We start from the raw sequence: 13,911 nt of genomic DNA on the forward strand, positions 1-13,911 counted from the left end.
CCGGGCGAACGGGATGCGCGCCGATTATGCCGCCGGTGCGGAATGGACGCCTCTCCGGCTGGGCGTCTCTCGACGTGATCAGCGCGAACCGAGGTCTTCGATCATTGCCGCCAAGGCCTTGCGGCGTGCCAAGATCGGCCGCGGATCGGTGGTGAAATGCGTCATGTCGGTGGTGATTTCCGGTGGAACTTCAAGCAGCGTTTCGTAGCGTCGGCGTTGTTCCTCGGGCAAGTCCTTGCCTTTCTGCCGTAGCAAGGCACGAGCCAGGTACAGCATTTCATAGTCTTCGATCCCCTCACGCAGCATCTCCCAGCGGATGCTCGACACGGGCTCGTCGAGGATCGGGCTTTCGGAGGTCCCGTCGGCGGCGGCAAGAGGCGGATACAAGAATCGGCCGTCGCCGTTTCCCCAGTGGCGTTTGACTCCCTTGGGTGTTGAGTAGCCGCTTACGTAGCCCATCGGATCGAGATACGGGTTCTGCGGATGCGCCGGGTCGGGAAACGCGGCGCTCGACGTCCAGTAGTTGCTCGACCACACGAGGATGCCTTCCACCTTGTATTTCCACGTTTGCCACAACCATACCCGCAGCTCGACGGCGGGATGGTCGATGAACAGCGTGCAGTACGGGGCCTTGGGGCCGGTGCAAACGTACCACCAGAACGATTCGCCTTCACGCCGTCGTGATTCTGCGACTTCGAAATCGTAGTTGGGGGTGACGGGGCACCAAATGTCGACGGCGCCGTACAACTCCGGCTCGGGTTGTTCGGTCAACATGCGGGCTAGTCCCGGACCGTATTTCGCGAGTCTTTCCATCCCATTGCGCACGAACGCGTAATCCTTGGGATCGGGCTCGTCGAACCAGTAGGCGTAGGCCATGTCGAGCCAGCCTTTTTCCCGCAAGTGCGAGGTCAATTGCCCCAAGTAACTTTGAAACATCGCCTGGTATTCGGGCGTGCCTTCGGCGTATCCGGCGATGGAAGGTTCCCAGCGTTGGTGGAAGGTGCCTCCGCCCATGCCGGTAAGCGGCAACCGAAAGTGGGTGAAGCGATACCGCGCGATCGCGCGTTCCATCGCGGGATCGAATCGCGAGAAATCGAGTTCGGCACGCGGCGGTTTCGATTTGGGGTCGAATGTGACGCCGTAATGATCCAACGGAACCGGATCGTACGGACTGATGCGGTGCTCGGCGAAGCTGCGGAAATAAGCATCGAGTACCTGCCGCTTCTCGGCCTCGGTCTTCAGGCCGTGATACCGGACGATGTTGCCCAGGTTCAACCCGAACGCGGTGGCCAAGTGGTTCCGCTCGGGAAGGGCGAACGCCCACACGCGCAACCGAATCGGCACGACCGCCGAAAAATCTTCCGCCCGCAGGGTAATCCGGCCTGCGTATTCTCCCGGGACGGTTTGCGGTGGGACGTGGACCAGGATCCACAACGGCTGATTGGATTGGGGGGCCAGATCGACCGGAGCGTCGAGCGGAGGTAAGGCGTCGGGCCACCATCCGCGAATGCCCGTTTCGTCGGTCGGCGTATGGACGAAGTGGTAATACACCCGCAGAACATCGATCGCCTCGGCACCGATGCGACGGCCGTCGGGACCGATCAGGTCCGAAACTTCCACCGTCAAGCCGCGAATCGTCCGTCGGGGCGTGACGACCAGTTGTGCAGCCTCGTGATCGCCGCGGGCGGCTTCGAGTTCGACGGCCGCGTGCACGCCGGTCGTAGAGTCCCGGCCGTCGAGTTCTTGCGGTGCGGGACGCGAGCGGGCGACCTTCCAGGGCGATTCGCACCACCACAGGTAAGCCGCTTCGCTTTCGGCGAGCGGGTATCCGTAGTCCGTCCGAAACAGTTCGTGATGCGTCCAACGCAATTCCGCCGATGCGACGGGCACGTCGGCCCGCAAAAGCGAAAGCTCGAGAACGTGCTCTCCAGCGCCCTGAAGAGGCAACGTGAGCGACAATTCCTTGCGGCGGCAGACCTCGATCGTGTCGCCGACCGGTTCGAGAGCGATCGTGTTTCCTTGTGGTGTGTGAAGCGTTCCTCGGACGGTGAGTGTGCACGTTTCGCCCGAATCATTGCGCGGTACGACGACCAGCCGGTTGCGCGGCGGTTCGGGACCGTCGAGGTAAAGCTCGGAAAACCCGAGCTCCCAAGACTTGGCGGAAATCTCGGCGAATTGGGTTTCGCCGAACAAAACGGCTTCGGGACCGTCGAATTCGGCCTGGAATGCCAGTCGATCGACTTGAAACGAAGCCGATTCGCCGACCGACGCAAGTCGCACGAAGACGGTCGTCGCGGGGAAGAGTTCCGCGGGCAACTCGGCCGTTCCCGAAGCGACCTCGCTCGTGTTGCCGACCACATGCCACGTGCGGCCGTCGGTACCGACCTCGACGCGGCAGGTACCGCGAACGTGATAGTTCACGTTCCACGCGAGAACGGCTTTTCGGAACGTGCGTTCCGGCAGCGCGAATACGTAGACGACTTCGTCGCCGACGCCGAACGTCCAACGGGTCGAATTGAACCCGGCCGTGCTGCGGACGAGTACCCGGTGAGCGTTCGTACCGGCCCAGTTGTACGTACCGTTGAAGCGATACGTGCGCCCCTCGATTTGTTCGCCTTCGCCCAACACCAGCGTGCCCGACCTCACGTATACCGGCTGAACGGGCACGAGCGAGACTTCGTCGAACCGGACGGGGCCTTTGTGCTCCCAGCAACCGAGTCGGAACGGTGTCTTGGGTGAAGCGTCGTCGGGGACGCGAAAGACGTGCGATACTTCGCGCCACTGATCGCCCAACTTGTAGTCCTTGTTGACGACGGTCGGTCCGCAAACGATGCAGCCGCCCGATCCGCCGGGCGCTTGAGCCTTCATGGTCAGTCGGTACATGCCGCCCGGTTCGAGGCGATAATCGGTCGTCGTCCATTGCTGCGAACCGGTTCCGGTCCCCTCGATTTCGAGAATGCTTCGGTCGATCCATCGTCCCCCGCCCTGGGCCTGCCAGCCGGTCGGCGCATCGGTGCCTTCGGTGAAATGCGGATTGGGCAACACGTTACGATTGTCGACAGTCGACAACCCATCGGCATCGCTCGCATCTTCCAGCGAGCAGGGGAAGGTAACGTGCGCGATTTCGCCGATCGACTGCGACGTTGCAATCGGTTGCAGGGAGGGATGCGCATCTGCCGGGGTGTCGAAAGCCGTCGGCAGGTCGCCGCTTGCGGGAAACACGTACAGGGCGGTTGCTCGCGGCGCCAGGTCGATCGTCCAGCCTTCGGCGGCGTTACCTTGTGCCGCGGTAATGTTTCCCGTTGCCGGATCGAGAACAAGCCCGGAGAACGCATCGCCCTCGCCGAGTTTGTCGGCATACGAAGATGCCACGTGCAAACGACCTTGGTACGGTTCCGAACCGACGTTCACCAGCAGGAGGATGTCGCGATCGTCGCGGTGAAAACGCCCTAGGCAGACCGTGTCGGCCTCGGGGGTTACAAACCAATCCGGCGAGAGCCGCGCCACGGCGTTATCTTTGCCGAGCGGTTTCTCGGGCGAGTCGAAAAGAACACGACCGCCGGCCTCGGTGAATGCTCGGATTTTTCGTGATGCGGCTTCCGGCAACCGACAACCGTCGGGAACGATCAAGCGATCAAACGTCGCATTGCCGACGCGAAGTTCGGGGCCGTGTTGTTCGGCCTGTTCGATAAACCGGTGATCGACCAGCACGAAGGGGATTTGTCGCCGCTGAAGACTTTGGCCGATCCGCAAGAAAGAGCCGACGATGCGCTGCATGCGCGGCGACTGCGATTCGAGCGTGAGCCGATCGGCCTGGGGTAAGTATTCCTCGGCCATGTCGAGTGCGGGGTAATACAAGGCGACTCGTCGGACGGGGAGAGCCTCTTTCAGAACCGCGTTCAAACGCCCCACGAAATCGCCGTAGCGGCGGTTGTCGTCGATCGAGCGATCTTCGACGCCGTAGTACAAAGTGAATTCGGTGACGCCCCAAGCCGCTTGCCAGGCGGCCGTGGCCTGCATCGCGTCGAGGCTCACCGGACCTTGGCCGCCCATCTTTTGCTGGAAGTCGCTGACCTCGGTCATCACGCGGCGTCCTCCTCGCAGCAAAGCAGCCGACGAAGGCATTGCCGCGGTCAGCCACCCGCTGTAGATCACCGCCCGCGGATCGGAAGAAAGCATATCCATCCCCGGAATATGCATTCCCGCGATGGCTTGCAACGCGTTGCCGTAGTGCGGGACGTGATGCAAGAGGGATTCTTCGGTGAGATTGTGGCCCGACGAGGCAAGCCCGTTTTTTTCGCACCACCGGGCCAGACGGCCGAAATAGCGATCCGCGATGAGATCGCCGACCAACGTCCAATAGCGACGGCGAACGAGTTTGTCTTGCGGTGTATTGCCGCCGAACAGACTTGCGAGATTCGGGGCGAGGTCTTCTCCGTAGCGATTGCGATACTGTGCTTCGAGATCGTAGGCCCACGGTACGACCGGCAACGGTCGGACGGTCGGATCGGGGCGGTCTTCGACGGGTACGCGGCTGCGGGCGGGTTCGGGAATCGGTCCCAGGTTGACGTCCATCAACGACGGTTCGTCGGTGAAGAACGCGCGAATCGTTTTCCCGAAATGTTTCCCCACGCGCTGCCGATAGGCTTCGTGGGTGACGCGGATGAACTTGTCGACGGCGCGATCGTCGAGCAGATTCACGTAACGGCGGACGGCGTGATAGTTGTTCGCCGCATGCATATGTTCAAACGCTGCACGCAGAAAGATGTGTTCGGGGCGATCGGGGGCGTACGCCCATACGCGGGCCTCGAATTCGGGATTTCCTCGCAAGACGAGCCCTCCTGCCGTCCCGCTGGGATAACCCTTTTCGTCGTAGATCCACACGACCATTCCCAACCGGGCGCAGGCATCGACGCCGTCGACGAACGTGTTCCAATGATCCTCGCTTTCCAGGTATTGATCGAAGGCGACATTGCACACGATGCCGCCGCGACCGCGTCGGAGGAAGTATCGCATTCCTTCGCCGGTTCGTCGTGCGGCAGCCTGCGGATCGAGAACGTCTTCGACGCCGTCTGCAAAGGCGAATTCGGGGCGAATCCCGTGGACGATTTGCAGCGGCCGATCGTCAAGCGGCGGATCGTTCCAGCGGGAAAGCCATTCTTCCGGCAGCGGTGGGGTGGATTGCCCGGCGGCGAATCCGGCAAGTGCGAAGCAGTTGCTCAGCAAAACCGCGATCGCAACGAAATTCGGGTGAGGGCGTCGAATCGCCGGCGAGCTGCAACGCGGGCGAAGCAGGGAAGGTTGGTGGAACATGGTAAGGCCTCCAAGTGTGTGGGAGTCGCTGGCAGACGGGGGCGTTTGCCTGCCGCGCTCGCATAGGATAGTAGGCTCGTCGGTGGATGTCACGCAGCAATCCGAAGAAGCGGAGTGACGACGACATTCGATCGGAAAACAATTCGGCACGACCGGCGGAATTCGGGGAACGGCCCTTGATCGGACCGGGCGAAGAAAGCGACAATCGAATCGCAACGACGGAACACGACTTGAGACCGCCTCGCGACGGTATTCGCCTCGTGGCGGAACACGGAAACGAAGGAGACCGGGCATGCGATTGGTCGTCTTGGGAACCGGCGGTTACCATCCGAACGAACGGCGGCACACGTTGTGTTGTGCCTTGCCCGAGGCAGGCATCGTGCTCGATGCGGGAACCTCGTTCTTTCGCTTGCCGAAAGAAATGACCGGCCCGATCGACATCTTCCTGACGCATGCCCACTTGGATCACGTGATCGGGCTGACCTACTATTGGAGTTTGTCGCGCGATCGCGACTTGGGCCCCATTACGGTGCACGGCGAAGCGGCAAAGCTGGAGGCTGTGCGGACGTGCATGTTTTCGGAACACTTGTTTCCGAAGTTGCCGCCGTATCGGTTTTGTCCGTTGCCCGCAGAAGGACGCTTGGAGACGGCCTCGGGAACGCGCGTGCGGTGGTTTCCGTTGAATCATCCCGGAGGAGCCGTCGGATATCGGCTCGATTGGCCGGATCGTGCCATGGCCTATGTGACGGATACCATCGGTGAGGATCAGCCCGGCTACCTCGACGCGATCGCCGGAGTCGACCTGCTGTTGCACGAGTGTTACTTGAGTGATGAACACGCTGAACTTGCGCGCACGGCGGGCCATACGTGCACGTCGCAGGCGTGCCGTATCGCCGCGCAGGCAGGCGTGAAGCGGCTGGTGTTGCTGCACATCAATCCGCAAGACGTCGGCGACGATCCGATCGACATCGCCCGCGCCCGCGAAATCTTTCCCGCTGCCGAGGTCGCCGAAGACGGCAGCGTCTACGAATTCTAGCCGAACAACCCCGGGCGAAGGGTTGTTCGTGTGCGGCATGCGCTTTGATCTTCTAGGGAAAACGCCCTATCTGGGCGATTCGGTTCGGCAGCATCGTTACGATCGGCACAATCCGCGCGATCGCCGCGGGCCTTTTTGACGATGCCTCGACCGTAACCTATAGCTTTGTAGATGGGATGCTATTGGGAGCCCGTCACGGACGGCCTGCCGCGCCGCGGGCGAAGTCGTGCGTCTCATCTTCTTCTTCACGAGACATCATCTGCGTATTCGGAAAACCGACGTGTCCAAGGACGAACACTCAAGCACGCTGGAACACGAACAGTGGAGCAGCGAATACGTCGATTCGCTGCGGGAACAGCGCGCGCGGCTGGCCGAGTTCCTCAAAGCCCAACGGGAACGCTTCGCCCGCTTCCAGCAAACCCTTACCGAGCAGACGGAACGCATTGCTACCGAGCTGGCACGTCACGAAACCGATCGGCGGCAAACCGAAGAAGAACTCGCCAGACGTCAGGCGGAACTCGATCGCAGGGCACAGACGCTCGCCGAACTCGAAGAAGAGATACGCCGACAACAGGAAAGCTGGCAGCGTCTGCAACGCGAATCGACTGAGCGGTTGGAAGCGTGGGAACGCCGCATCGACGAGAAGCAGCAAGCCCTCGACGCCAAGGCGGCCGCGCTCGAAGCGGTACGCGACGAAGTGCAGGCTGCGAAGGACGAAATCGCAGCCGAACAGGCCCGTTCGGCCGAAGCGGCGGCAACGCTCGAACGGGAACGCGCACAGTGGCTGGCCGAAAAGGAAGCCTGGGAAAAACGACTGGCTGAATGGGAGCGAGAGAAGGAATCGTTCACGCAGCTACGTGCCGAGCTGGAATCGCAGCAGGCTGAGCTGGAACGCGAGCGAGAGACGCTGGCCGAAGCGCGTCGCGCACTGGATGAGGAGCGAGAACGGCTGCGTACCGAAAAGACGCGCACCGAAGAACAACGGCGGCGCATCGCTGAACACTTCCGCACACAAAAAAAGTCGCTTCTGCAAGAGATCACCCGTCGCGAGGCCGAGTTGGCTTCCGGCGCTTCGGACGATACCCGCCGGCTTCAAGACCAGATTGCCGTCTTGGCGCGCGAGCGAGACCGTCTGCAAGAGCAAATCGCACATCGGGAACAGCAGTTAGAGGAACTCGGCAACGCACGGACACGCCTGGCGAGCGATTTGGCCGAGACGCGTTCGCAGCTCGAAACGCTGCAATCGCAAGTCGAATCGCTCTCGGCTCGGTACCGGGAAGCGACCGCTCGAAACGAAGAACTGGCAGCCGAAAAGACCGAGCTGGAAGCCCGCTGCCGGGCGATTCAAGATCGCTTCGCTACCTTGCAAAGCGACCGGGAAAAGGCCGAGGCCGAGTTGGCCGAGTGGCCCATCCGCCTGCAAAAGGCGCAAAGCGAGGCAGCCGAACGTATCGCTGAACTCGAGTCGTGTAAACAGCGTCTTGAAGCCGAGGCCGAACGGCTGCGCAAGCAATTGGAAGCGACTGAATCCAGGATCGCCGAACTCGAGTCGAACTTGCGGTCGGCGGCCGAAGAAAAACGCGTCCTCGACGAACGGATGTCGGCGGCACAGGCCGAGAACCATTCGTTGCGGGAAAAGGCCGATCGATTGTCGGCCGAATTACATGCCGCTCGGGATGAGTGTGAAGCGTTGCGCCGAGAACCGAAGGCCGACCCCGAGCTGATCGAAACGCTGCGCCGGCAGATCGCCGAAAAGGATGAAGAAGTCGTCCGGCTACAGGAACGCTGTCGGACCTTGGAGGAACAACTGGCCGACGGCGGTTCGGTCGACGAGGCGCTACGAGAGCAAAACGAGCGACTGAACGCTCGGCTCGAGGAAATCCAAGCGGCGTTACAGGAGCTGCGCAGTGAAAACGATTCGTTACGACTCCGGCGGGGAGAACTCGAAGAAGAAAACAATCGCCTGGCTGAGCAGCTCGCCGACGCCGAATCGGTACAACAGCGTTTGACGGCCCAACAGGACGACCAGCAAAGCCGCACCGCCGAGCTGATAGCCCGCATCTCACAATTGGAAGAGGAGCTCGAGACGGCTCGGGCGGGAACCCCGTCGGAAGGCGGTGACGAGGAATTGCGGCGCCGCTACGAAATGGCCATGGAAGATATCCGCGAACTCAAAGAGCGGAACGCCGAACTCGAACGAAAACTCGCCGAACGCGGAGGCGACACGGGCGAGACGTCCACCGGTGCGGGCGGCCTCGATTGGGAGGCCGAAAAACGCCGTATCCTCGCGATGCTCGAGGCCGAGGAAGAGGACGAAATTGACGAAGAACGCAAGGAAGAACGCTTGCGGATTCAGGAAGTCGTCAAACGCACGCAAGCCGCCATCAGCGAAAAAGAGCAAGAGATCGAAGAACTTCGCCGCTTGCTCGAGAATCAGTCGTCGAACATCGGTTCGGTCGCCGTCGGCGCGGCCGCGTTGGGGCAATTGCTCGATCAGGACGAAATCATTCGGGAACAACGCGAGCATCTGGCCGAGTTGCAGAAACAATGGGAGGAGAAGCTACGACAGGCCGAGTTGGAGATTTCGCTCGAGCGGGCGAAGATCACGCGCGAACGTATGCAACTCGAAGAAAAACTCCGCGAATTGGAGAATATCGTTGCCGAAAGCAATTCCTCAACGGCACCGCAAGACGGCGAAAAGGCGGTCAAGTCGACCCGTCGTTGGCTTGCGCAGCTCGGCTTGACGGACGACGACCGGGATTGAGGACGCAAGCGAAACTTCCGGGTGCGGTAAGCGGTTGCTCCCGCGCGAACTACTATTCTTGACCTCGCGTTTCGCTGATGTTGACCGGATCGGCTTGCACTTGCCGGTAGAATCGCTCGATCACGTCGGCGAGCAGGTCGGCCAGATCCGTTTCCATGACGACGGCGACTTTCTGTTGGAGTTCTCGCCGTCGATTCATCCGCTGCACGGCTTCGCTGATGCCGATCGTCGTCATCGGACCGCCCGTTCCGACACGGCTGACCAGCTCGTCGAACTCGGCCGGCGACCAATCCTTGAACCAGTCCGGATGAGTAGTGACGAACTCGGTAAGCAGCGGGTTCGTCTGTCGATCGAATCGCCGGAACAGCAGTTGCGACGGTTCCAAATAGAATTCATCGACGGCGACACCCAAGCCTTGGGCCAAGCGACCGATGGTTTTCGGATGCGGCTTCTTGCTTCCTTCCAGGATTCCCCGGATGGTGCGCTTGTCGAGGCCCGTTTTGCGAGACACCTCGGCAATCGTCAGTTCCATTTGCGACATCAGGCGTCGCAAGTTTTCCCCGACTTTGTTTTCCATGACGGAACCTCACTGGCCGGTGGGCCTGCCGCGGGGAAGATCGTTTCCCCTAACAAAGGCTAACATGCAAGCTCCTTGTGCTGCGCCCGATCGGTTCGATCCGAATGTATCCATCTTGCACCGCCAAGCCCGAGCTTGTCGGTCGCAACGAAAAGAAAGGCCTGTTTGGGGGGAACGGCTTTCGAGACCAGGGGGTCGGTGTCCCTGGCATTTCTCGTTTGTGTGCCGAACCCCGACAGCGTCTATGGAAACGCACGAAGCGGTTGAATTTCTGCTGAATTGGTCGAATCGCCCACGAAACGTGTATCCTCTGCATCAGGTTTTCGTTTCCGAGGCGACGCCTTTCGGCATCGAGTTCGCTAATCTTCCCACGGATCGGGCCAGTCGCCCCAGTGTTCGAGGTAGAGGGCGTAAGCTGCACATTGGTCTGCCCGCTCCTCGAGCCACCGCTTCGTATCGGCCACCAGTTGTTTTTCCTCCGCCCGCGTGAGGAGGCCGACCAGGACTCGCGTCCGCAGAAAGATGAAGTACGTATCCAGCACGTCGCAGCGGCAATAGTCGTTGATCTCGGCCAACCGCCCTTGGTCGTACATGTCTTGGACCATGTGGCCTTCAACATCCATTTTGCCGGGCTTGCCCAGCAGGTTGGCGGCGAGGTTCAACCCGCCGGTGAACCGCGTGGCTCCGAAGTTCGTCAGCAATTCGCACAAATCGAGGTGGAATTGCGTGTTGTAGCGTCCACGCGGCTGTTCGTACGACCGAGCCCCCGGCGCGAACCAACCGGGAACGGCAATTCCGTACCGAAAGGCCGCCAACTCCAGCAGGGGAACATCGAATCCCCGGCCGTTGAAGGTGACCAGCGTAGGATGGCCGTACCGCTCCCAGCCGCGCCAGAAGTTTTCGGTGATTACGTGCGGCCGAAACTCCGGCTCGTCAAGGACGACGACATCCAACAACCGGAAGTCGACATCGACCTTGCCGACGACGACCGAGATCGGAACTTGGTATGTATAGGGAATGAAGTCCGTCTCGTACCGTTCCATCAATTCGGCACGGTACCGCCGGACGGCATCTTCCGGATCGATTTCTTCTTTGGGGTAGCGAAGTTTGGCGACCAAGTCGGGATCGGCGACGCTCTCCACATCGAAGACGAAGTACCGAACATCGTTCGTGCTCATCGGTCGAATCCGTCGAAGTGCCCGTTCCGTGGAGCCCGTCGGCCGGGACGTTTCTCGCTCATCCCGCGGAAAAGCCGATCCGCGATTGCGCGGCTCGGTCTCGCGCGTCGATAGAGCATGAAAGGCATTGCCCGACTGACGTTATTGTATACGTTTCAACCAGAAAGGATTACCCATTTGATGGGCAAAAACACCATGTCCTGTAAGGATTGAACACCGAAACAACACTCCCGGTTGCCCTTTTATGGCTGGCAGTGCATGAATGTGGCTGTTTCGAGCGAATCCGAGAGCCGCAATCGCGCGGCAAGTTCGGTCGATCCCCCCAGATGAATGGCCGTTCGCGCACCGAACATTTTCCGCACAGGGTGGCCCGGCCGGGGTACGCGAGGGTTGCCTATCTTGTGACAAAAGGCCATCATGATGTCATTTTGCGGGATCTTCCCGACACGATGCCGACTGAGGCACGTGGGGCGAAGGCTCTTCGAATGTGGGCTCCGATTCTCGTCGCGAGTATTGCCGGTGACTGCGTTACGGCAGGATGGGGCATCATCGGGCGGTTCGTGTTCTCGCGGATCGGTTCGAGGCCGTCGCCTTGGGGGAGGAGTGAAGCGGGAGGGTGTCGATAGCCACTGGGAAAGGACGTTGAGGCCTCATGAATACGGAACGCCTGCTGGAACGTTTTCTGGAGTACGTGCAGATCGAAACTACGGCCCGTCCCGAGGCCGACACGTATCCGAGTTCGCCCGGCCAGCTCGTCCTGGGAAAGCGTGTTTGCGAGCATCTGGCCGAAGCCGGAATCGAAGCCCGGCAAGACGAGCACGGAATCGTCTGGGCCGATCTGCCGGCGAATATCGATCACGACGTTCCTCGCATCGCCTTTTGCGCCCACTTGGATACGTCGCCGGAGCTGCCCGGCGCGAATGTGCGTCCCCAGGTGATTCGAAACTATGCCGGCGGTGATATTCGGCTTCCCGGGGCGGCGGAGCGTGTGATTCGGTTCGACGAGACTCCCGCCCTCCGCCAGGCGCTGGGCTGCACGATCATCACCAGCGACGGCATGACGCTTTTGGGGGCCGACGACAAATCGGGCGTGGCAGCCATCGTCGAGGCGTTCACGTACTTGGCGGAGCATCCGGAGATTCCGCACGGACCGTTGCGGGCATGTTTCACCTGTGATGAAGAAATCGGCCACGGCGTCGACCACATCACGGCGTACAAGATGGATGCGGTGTGCTGTTACACGCTCGACGGTGTGGGGATCGACACGATCGACGTCGAGACGTTTTCGGCCGACGAGGCCAAGGTGGTCATCGAGGGGGTGAATGTCCATCCGGCGATGGGTAAGGGAAAGCTCGTCAGTGCCTTGAAGGCGATGGCGTCGTTGGTCAACCGGTTCCCGCGAAACCAACTTGCCCCCGAAGCCACCGAAGGTCGCGAGGGGTTCCTGCATCCGCATCGCATGGAAGGGACGGTCGAGCGGGCCGAGGTGCGCATTTTGCTTCGCGACTTCGAGACGGGGCAACTCGTGCGTCAGGCGGCGATGCTCGAACGAATGATCGGCGAGGTGCGCGAGGAGTTTCCCGGGATCAAGGTCGATTTCGAGGTGCGCAAGCAGTATCGAAACCTTCGCGACGGTCTGAAGGGCGATCCGCGAGTCGTCGCCTTTGCCGAGGAGGCCTTGCGCTCGCTCGGCCGCACGCCCCGCCGCGCGATCGTTCGCGGCGGGACGGACGGGTCGCTTCTTACTGAAAAGGGCGTGCCGACGCCGAACCTCAGCAGCGGCCAACACACCCCGCACGCCTTCACCGAATGGACCTGCTTGGAACACGTCGAACTGGCCGCCCGCTGGATCGCCGCCATCGCCCAACGGTGGTGCGAAAGCGAAGCGGCGCGCTGAAACACACGCGGTCAGCCGCCGACCAAGCGTTGGACCAGATGGTTTTCGTAGGCGCCCAGATCTTTCCAGCGCAGGGCACAGCGGACGGGCCGTCCCCGATCGGGATCGATGCGCGTGTAACCGTCGTCGGTGACTACCAGCGGGACGGTTTCCATCTCGCAGAGGGCTTCGGTGTAGCCGAGGTACACGGCAACCGTGTCGAACAACGTTGAACTTCGGTCGGGCGGAGGCAGCTTTTTCTTCTCTCCGGCTTCGCGCCAGGCCTGGTAGTTCGCCATCAGGGCTTGAATCACGGGATCCTGGCAGTTGTACACCTTGGCGAACTTTTCGCCCGTCAAGTGGATGATGCCGCAGGTGTCCAACGGCGTGAGCGTGATCTCCCAATCGGCCTGAAAGACTGCTTGCAATGCCTGCGGGGCGGCGCGAACGTTGTACTCGGGCGAAATCTTGTCGCTGTTCCCGTAGCCTTTGTAGACGCTTCCGTGCATGCCGACGAATCGAGCACGAGAGGCGATGTCCGGGGCACGCTTGAGTGCTTCGGCGATGTTGGGAACCGGACCGATGCAGATGAGCGTGACCGGTTCATCGCTCTTGCGAATCGTATCGATCAATGCGGCGACACCGTCTTCGTGCACCGTGCCGGGGTAATCTTCGAGACGGTAGTCACCCACCCAAGCGCTTTGGCGACCGGGATTGTCGCCGGGCCGACAGCCGATTCCGACGGGAATGTCCGTCCGCTTCGCGATTTCGAGCATCTTGGCGATGATCTTGGCCCGGTAGATGTCGTTGCCGGAATCGGAGACGATCAGCTTGATGTCGAATTCCGGCGAATTCAGCAGCATGACCAGTGCCCACGTATCGTCGATATCGCTGCCGATGTCGGTATCGAGAATGACGGGAATCTTCTTGCCGGAAGCGATTCGCTTCATCGCCTCGGTTGCCGTAAAGCGTTCGGCTGCTTCGGCACGTCCCATACGCGACGCCGCCAACGCGGCCAAACTTGCGGCAGTGAAAGTGCGGCGGGTGATGGAAATGCGATCCATGGAAGCCTCCTGGTGGGATGAACAACGAAACGGGCGCATCGTTCACCGATTGCGCAGTCTCGACTTAGGTTGCCATTCTGATTACACAAGCGGCAGTTTTCCA

The 13,911-nt window shown here is 61.0% G+C and carries 7 protein-coding genes; 3 read left to right on the top strand and 4 right to left on the bottom strand.

Annotated features, from left to right (window positions below; genetic code table 11):
- Window positions 1-78 precede the first annotated feature (78 nt).
- A complete protein-coding gene (locus ACYQ2I_RS04955) occupies window positions 79-5,313 on the bottom strand; it encodes a DUF4091 domain-containing protein (RefSeq protein ID WP_460165889.1) in 5,235 nt (1,744 codons plus the stop codon).
- A gap of 292 nt (window positions 5,314-5,605) precedes the next feature.
- Here ACYQ2I_RS04955 and ACYQ2I_RS04960 point away from each other — a divergent pair, with 292 nt between their 5' ends.
- Complete coding sequence (locus tag ACYQ2I_RS04960) at window positions 5,606-6,349, top strand: MBL fold metallo-hydrolase (RefSeq protein WP_460165890.1); 744 nt, start codon at window positions 5,606-5,608, stop codon at window positions 6,347-6,349.
- A 280-nt stretch (window positions 6,350-6,629) separates the two neighbouring features.
- Complete coding sequence (locus ACYQ2I_RS04965) at window positions 6,630-9,113, top strand: coiled-coil domain-containing protein (protein ID WP_460165891.1); 2,484 nt, start codon at window positions 6,630-6,632, stop codon at window positions 9,111-9,113.
- Between the two features lie 52 nt (window positions 9,114-9,165).
- Here the strand turns inward: ACYQ2I_RS04965 and ACYQ2I_RS04970 are convergent, their stop codons facing one another.
- Together ACYQ2I_RS04970 and ACYQ2I_RS04975 are read right to left on the bottom strand one after the other, a co-directional pair.
- Window positions 9,166-9,690, bottom strand: coding sequence for a helix-turn-helix domain-containing protein (locus ACYQ2I_RS04970; protein WP_460165892.1), 525 nt, complete (start codon window positions 9,688-9,690; stop codon window positions 9,166-9,168).
- Between the two features lie 359 nt (window positions 9,691-10,049).
- The gene (locus tag ACYQ2I_RS04975; RefSeq protein ID WP_460165893.1) at window positions 10,050-10,868 is read right to left on the bottom strand and encodes a 3'-5' exonuclease; all 819 of its coding nucleotides are present in this window, start codon (window positions 10,866-10,868) and stop codon (window positions 10,050-10,052) included.
- Window positions 10,869-11,520: 652 nt separating this feature from the next.
- Between ACYQ2I_RS04975 and pepT the strand changes: the two genes are divergently transcribed.
- On the top strand, window positions 11,521-12,765 hold the full coding sequence (pepT, locus tag ACYQ2I_RS04980; RefSeq protein ID WP_460165894.1) for a peptidase T: 1,245 nt from the start codon (window positions 11,521-11,523) through the stop codon (window positions 12,763-12,765).
- Between the two features lie 11 nt (window positions 12,766-12,776).
- Here the strand turns inward: pepT and ACYQ2I_RS04985 are convergent, their stop codons facing one another.
- The gene (locus ACYQ2I_RS04985) at window positions 12,777-13,808 is read right to left on the bottom strand and encodes a nucleoside hydrolase (protein ID WP_460165895.1); all 1,032 of its coding nucleotides are present in this window, start codon (window positions 13,806-13,808) and stop codon (window positions 12,777-12,779) included.
- Window positions 13,809-13,911: the final 103 nt, after the last annotated feature.

It is taken from the genome of Thermostilla marina, assembly GCF_054657455.1.

Excerpts from the sequence above, each read along its gene's own strand:
- ACYQ2I_RS04975 (WP_460165893.1), bottom strand. The coding sequence starts at position 10,868 with ATGAGCACGAACGATGTTCGGTACTTCGTCTTCGATGTGGAGAGCGTC.
- ACYQ2I_RS04985 (WP_460165895.1), bottom strand. The coding sequence starts at position 13,808 with ATGGATCGCATTTCCATCACCCGCCGCACTTTCACTGCCGCAAGTTTG.
- ACYQ2I_RS04970 (WP_460165892.1), bottom strand. The coding sequence starts at position 9,690 with ATGGAAAACAAAGTCGGGGAAAACTTGCGACGCCTGATGTCGCAAATG.
- ACYQ2I_RS04955 (WP_460165889.1), bottom strand. The coding sequence starts at position 5,313 with ATGTTCCACCAACCTTCCCTGCTTCGCCCGCGTTGCAGCTCGCCGGCG.
- ACYQ2I_RS04960 (WP_460165890.1), top strand. The coding sequence starts at position 5,606 with ATGCGATTGGTCGTCTTGGGAACCGGCGGTTACCATCCGAACGAACGG.
- pepT (WP_460165894.1), top strand. The coding sequence starts at position 11,521 with ATGAATACGGAACGCCTGCTGGAACGTTTTCTGGAGTACGTGCAGATC.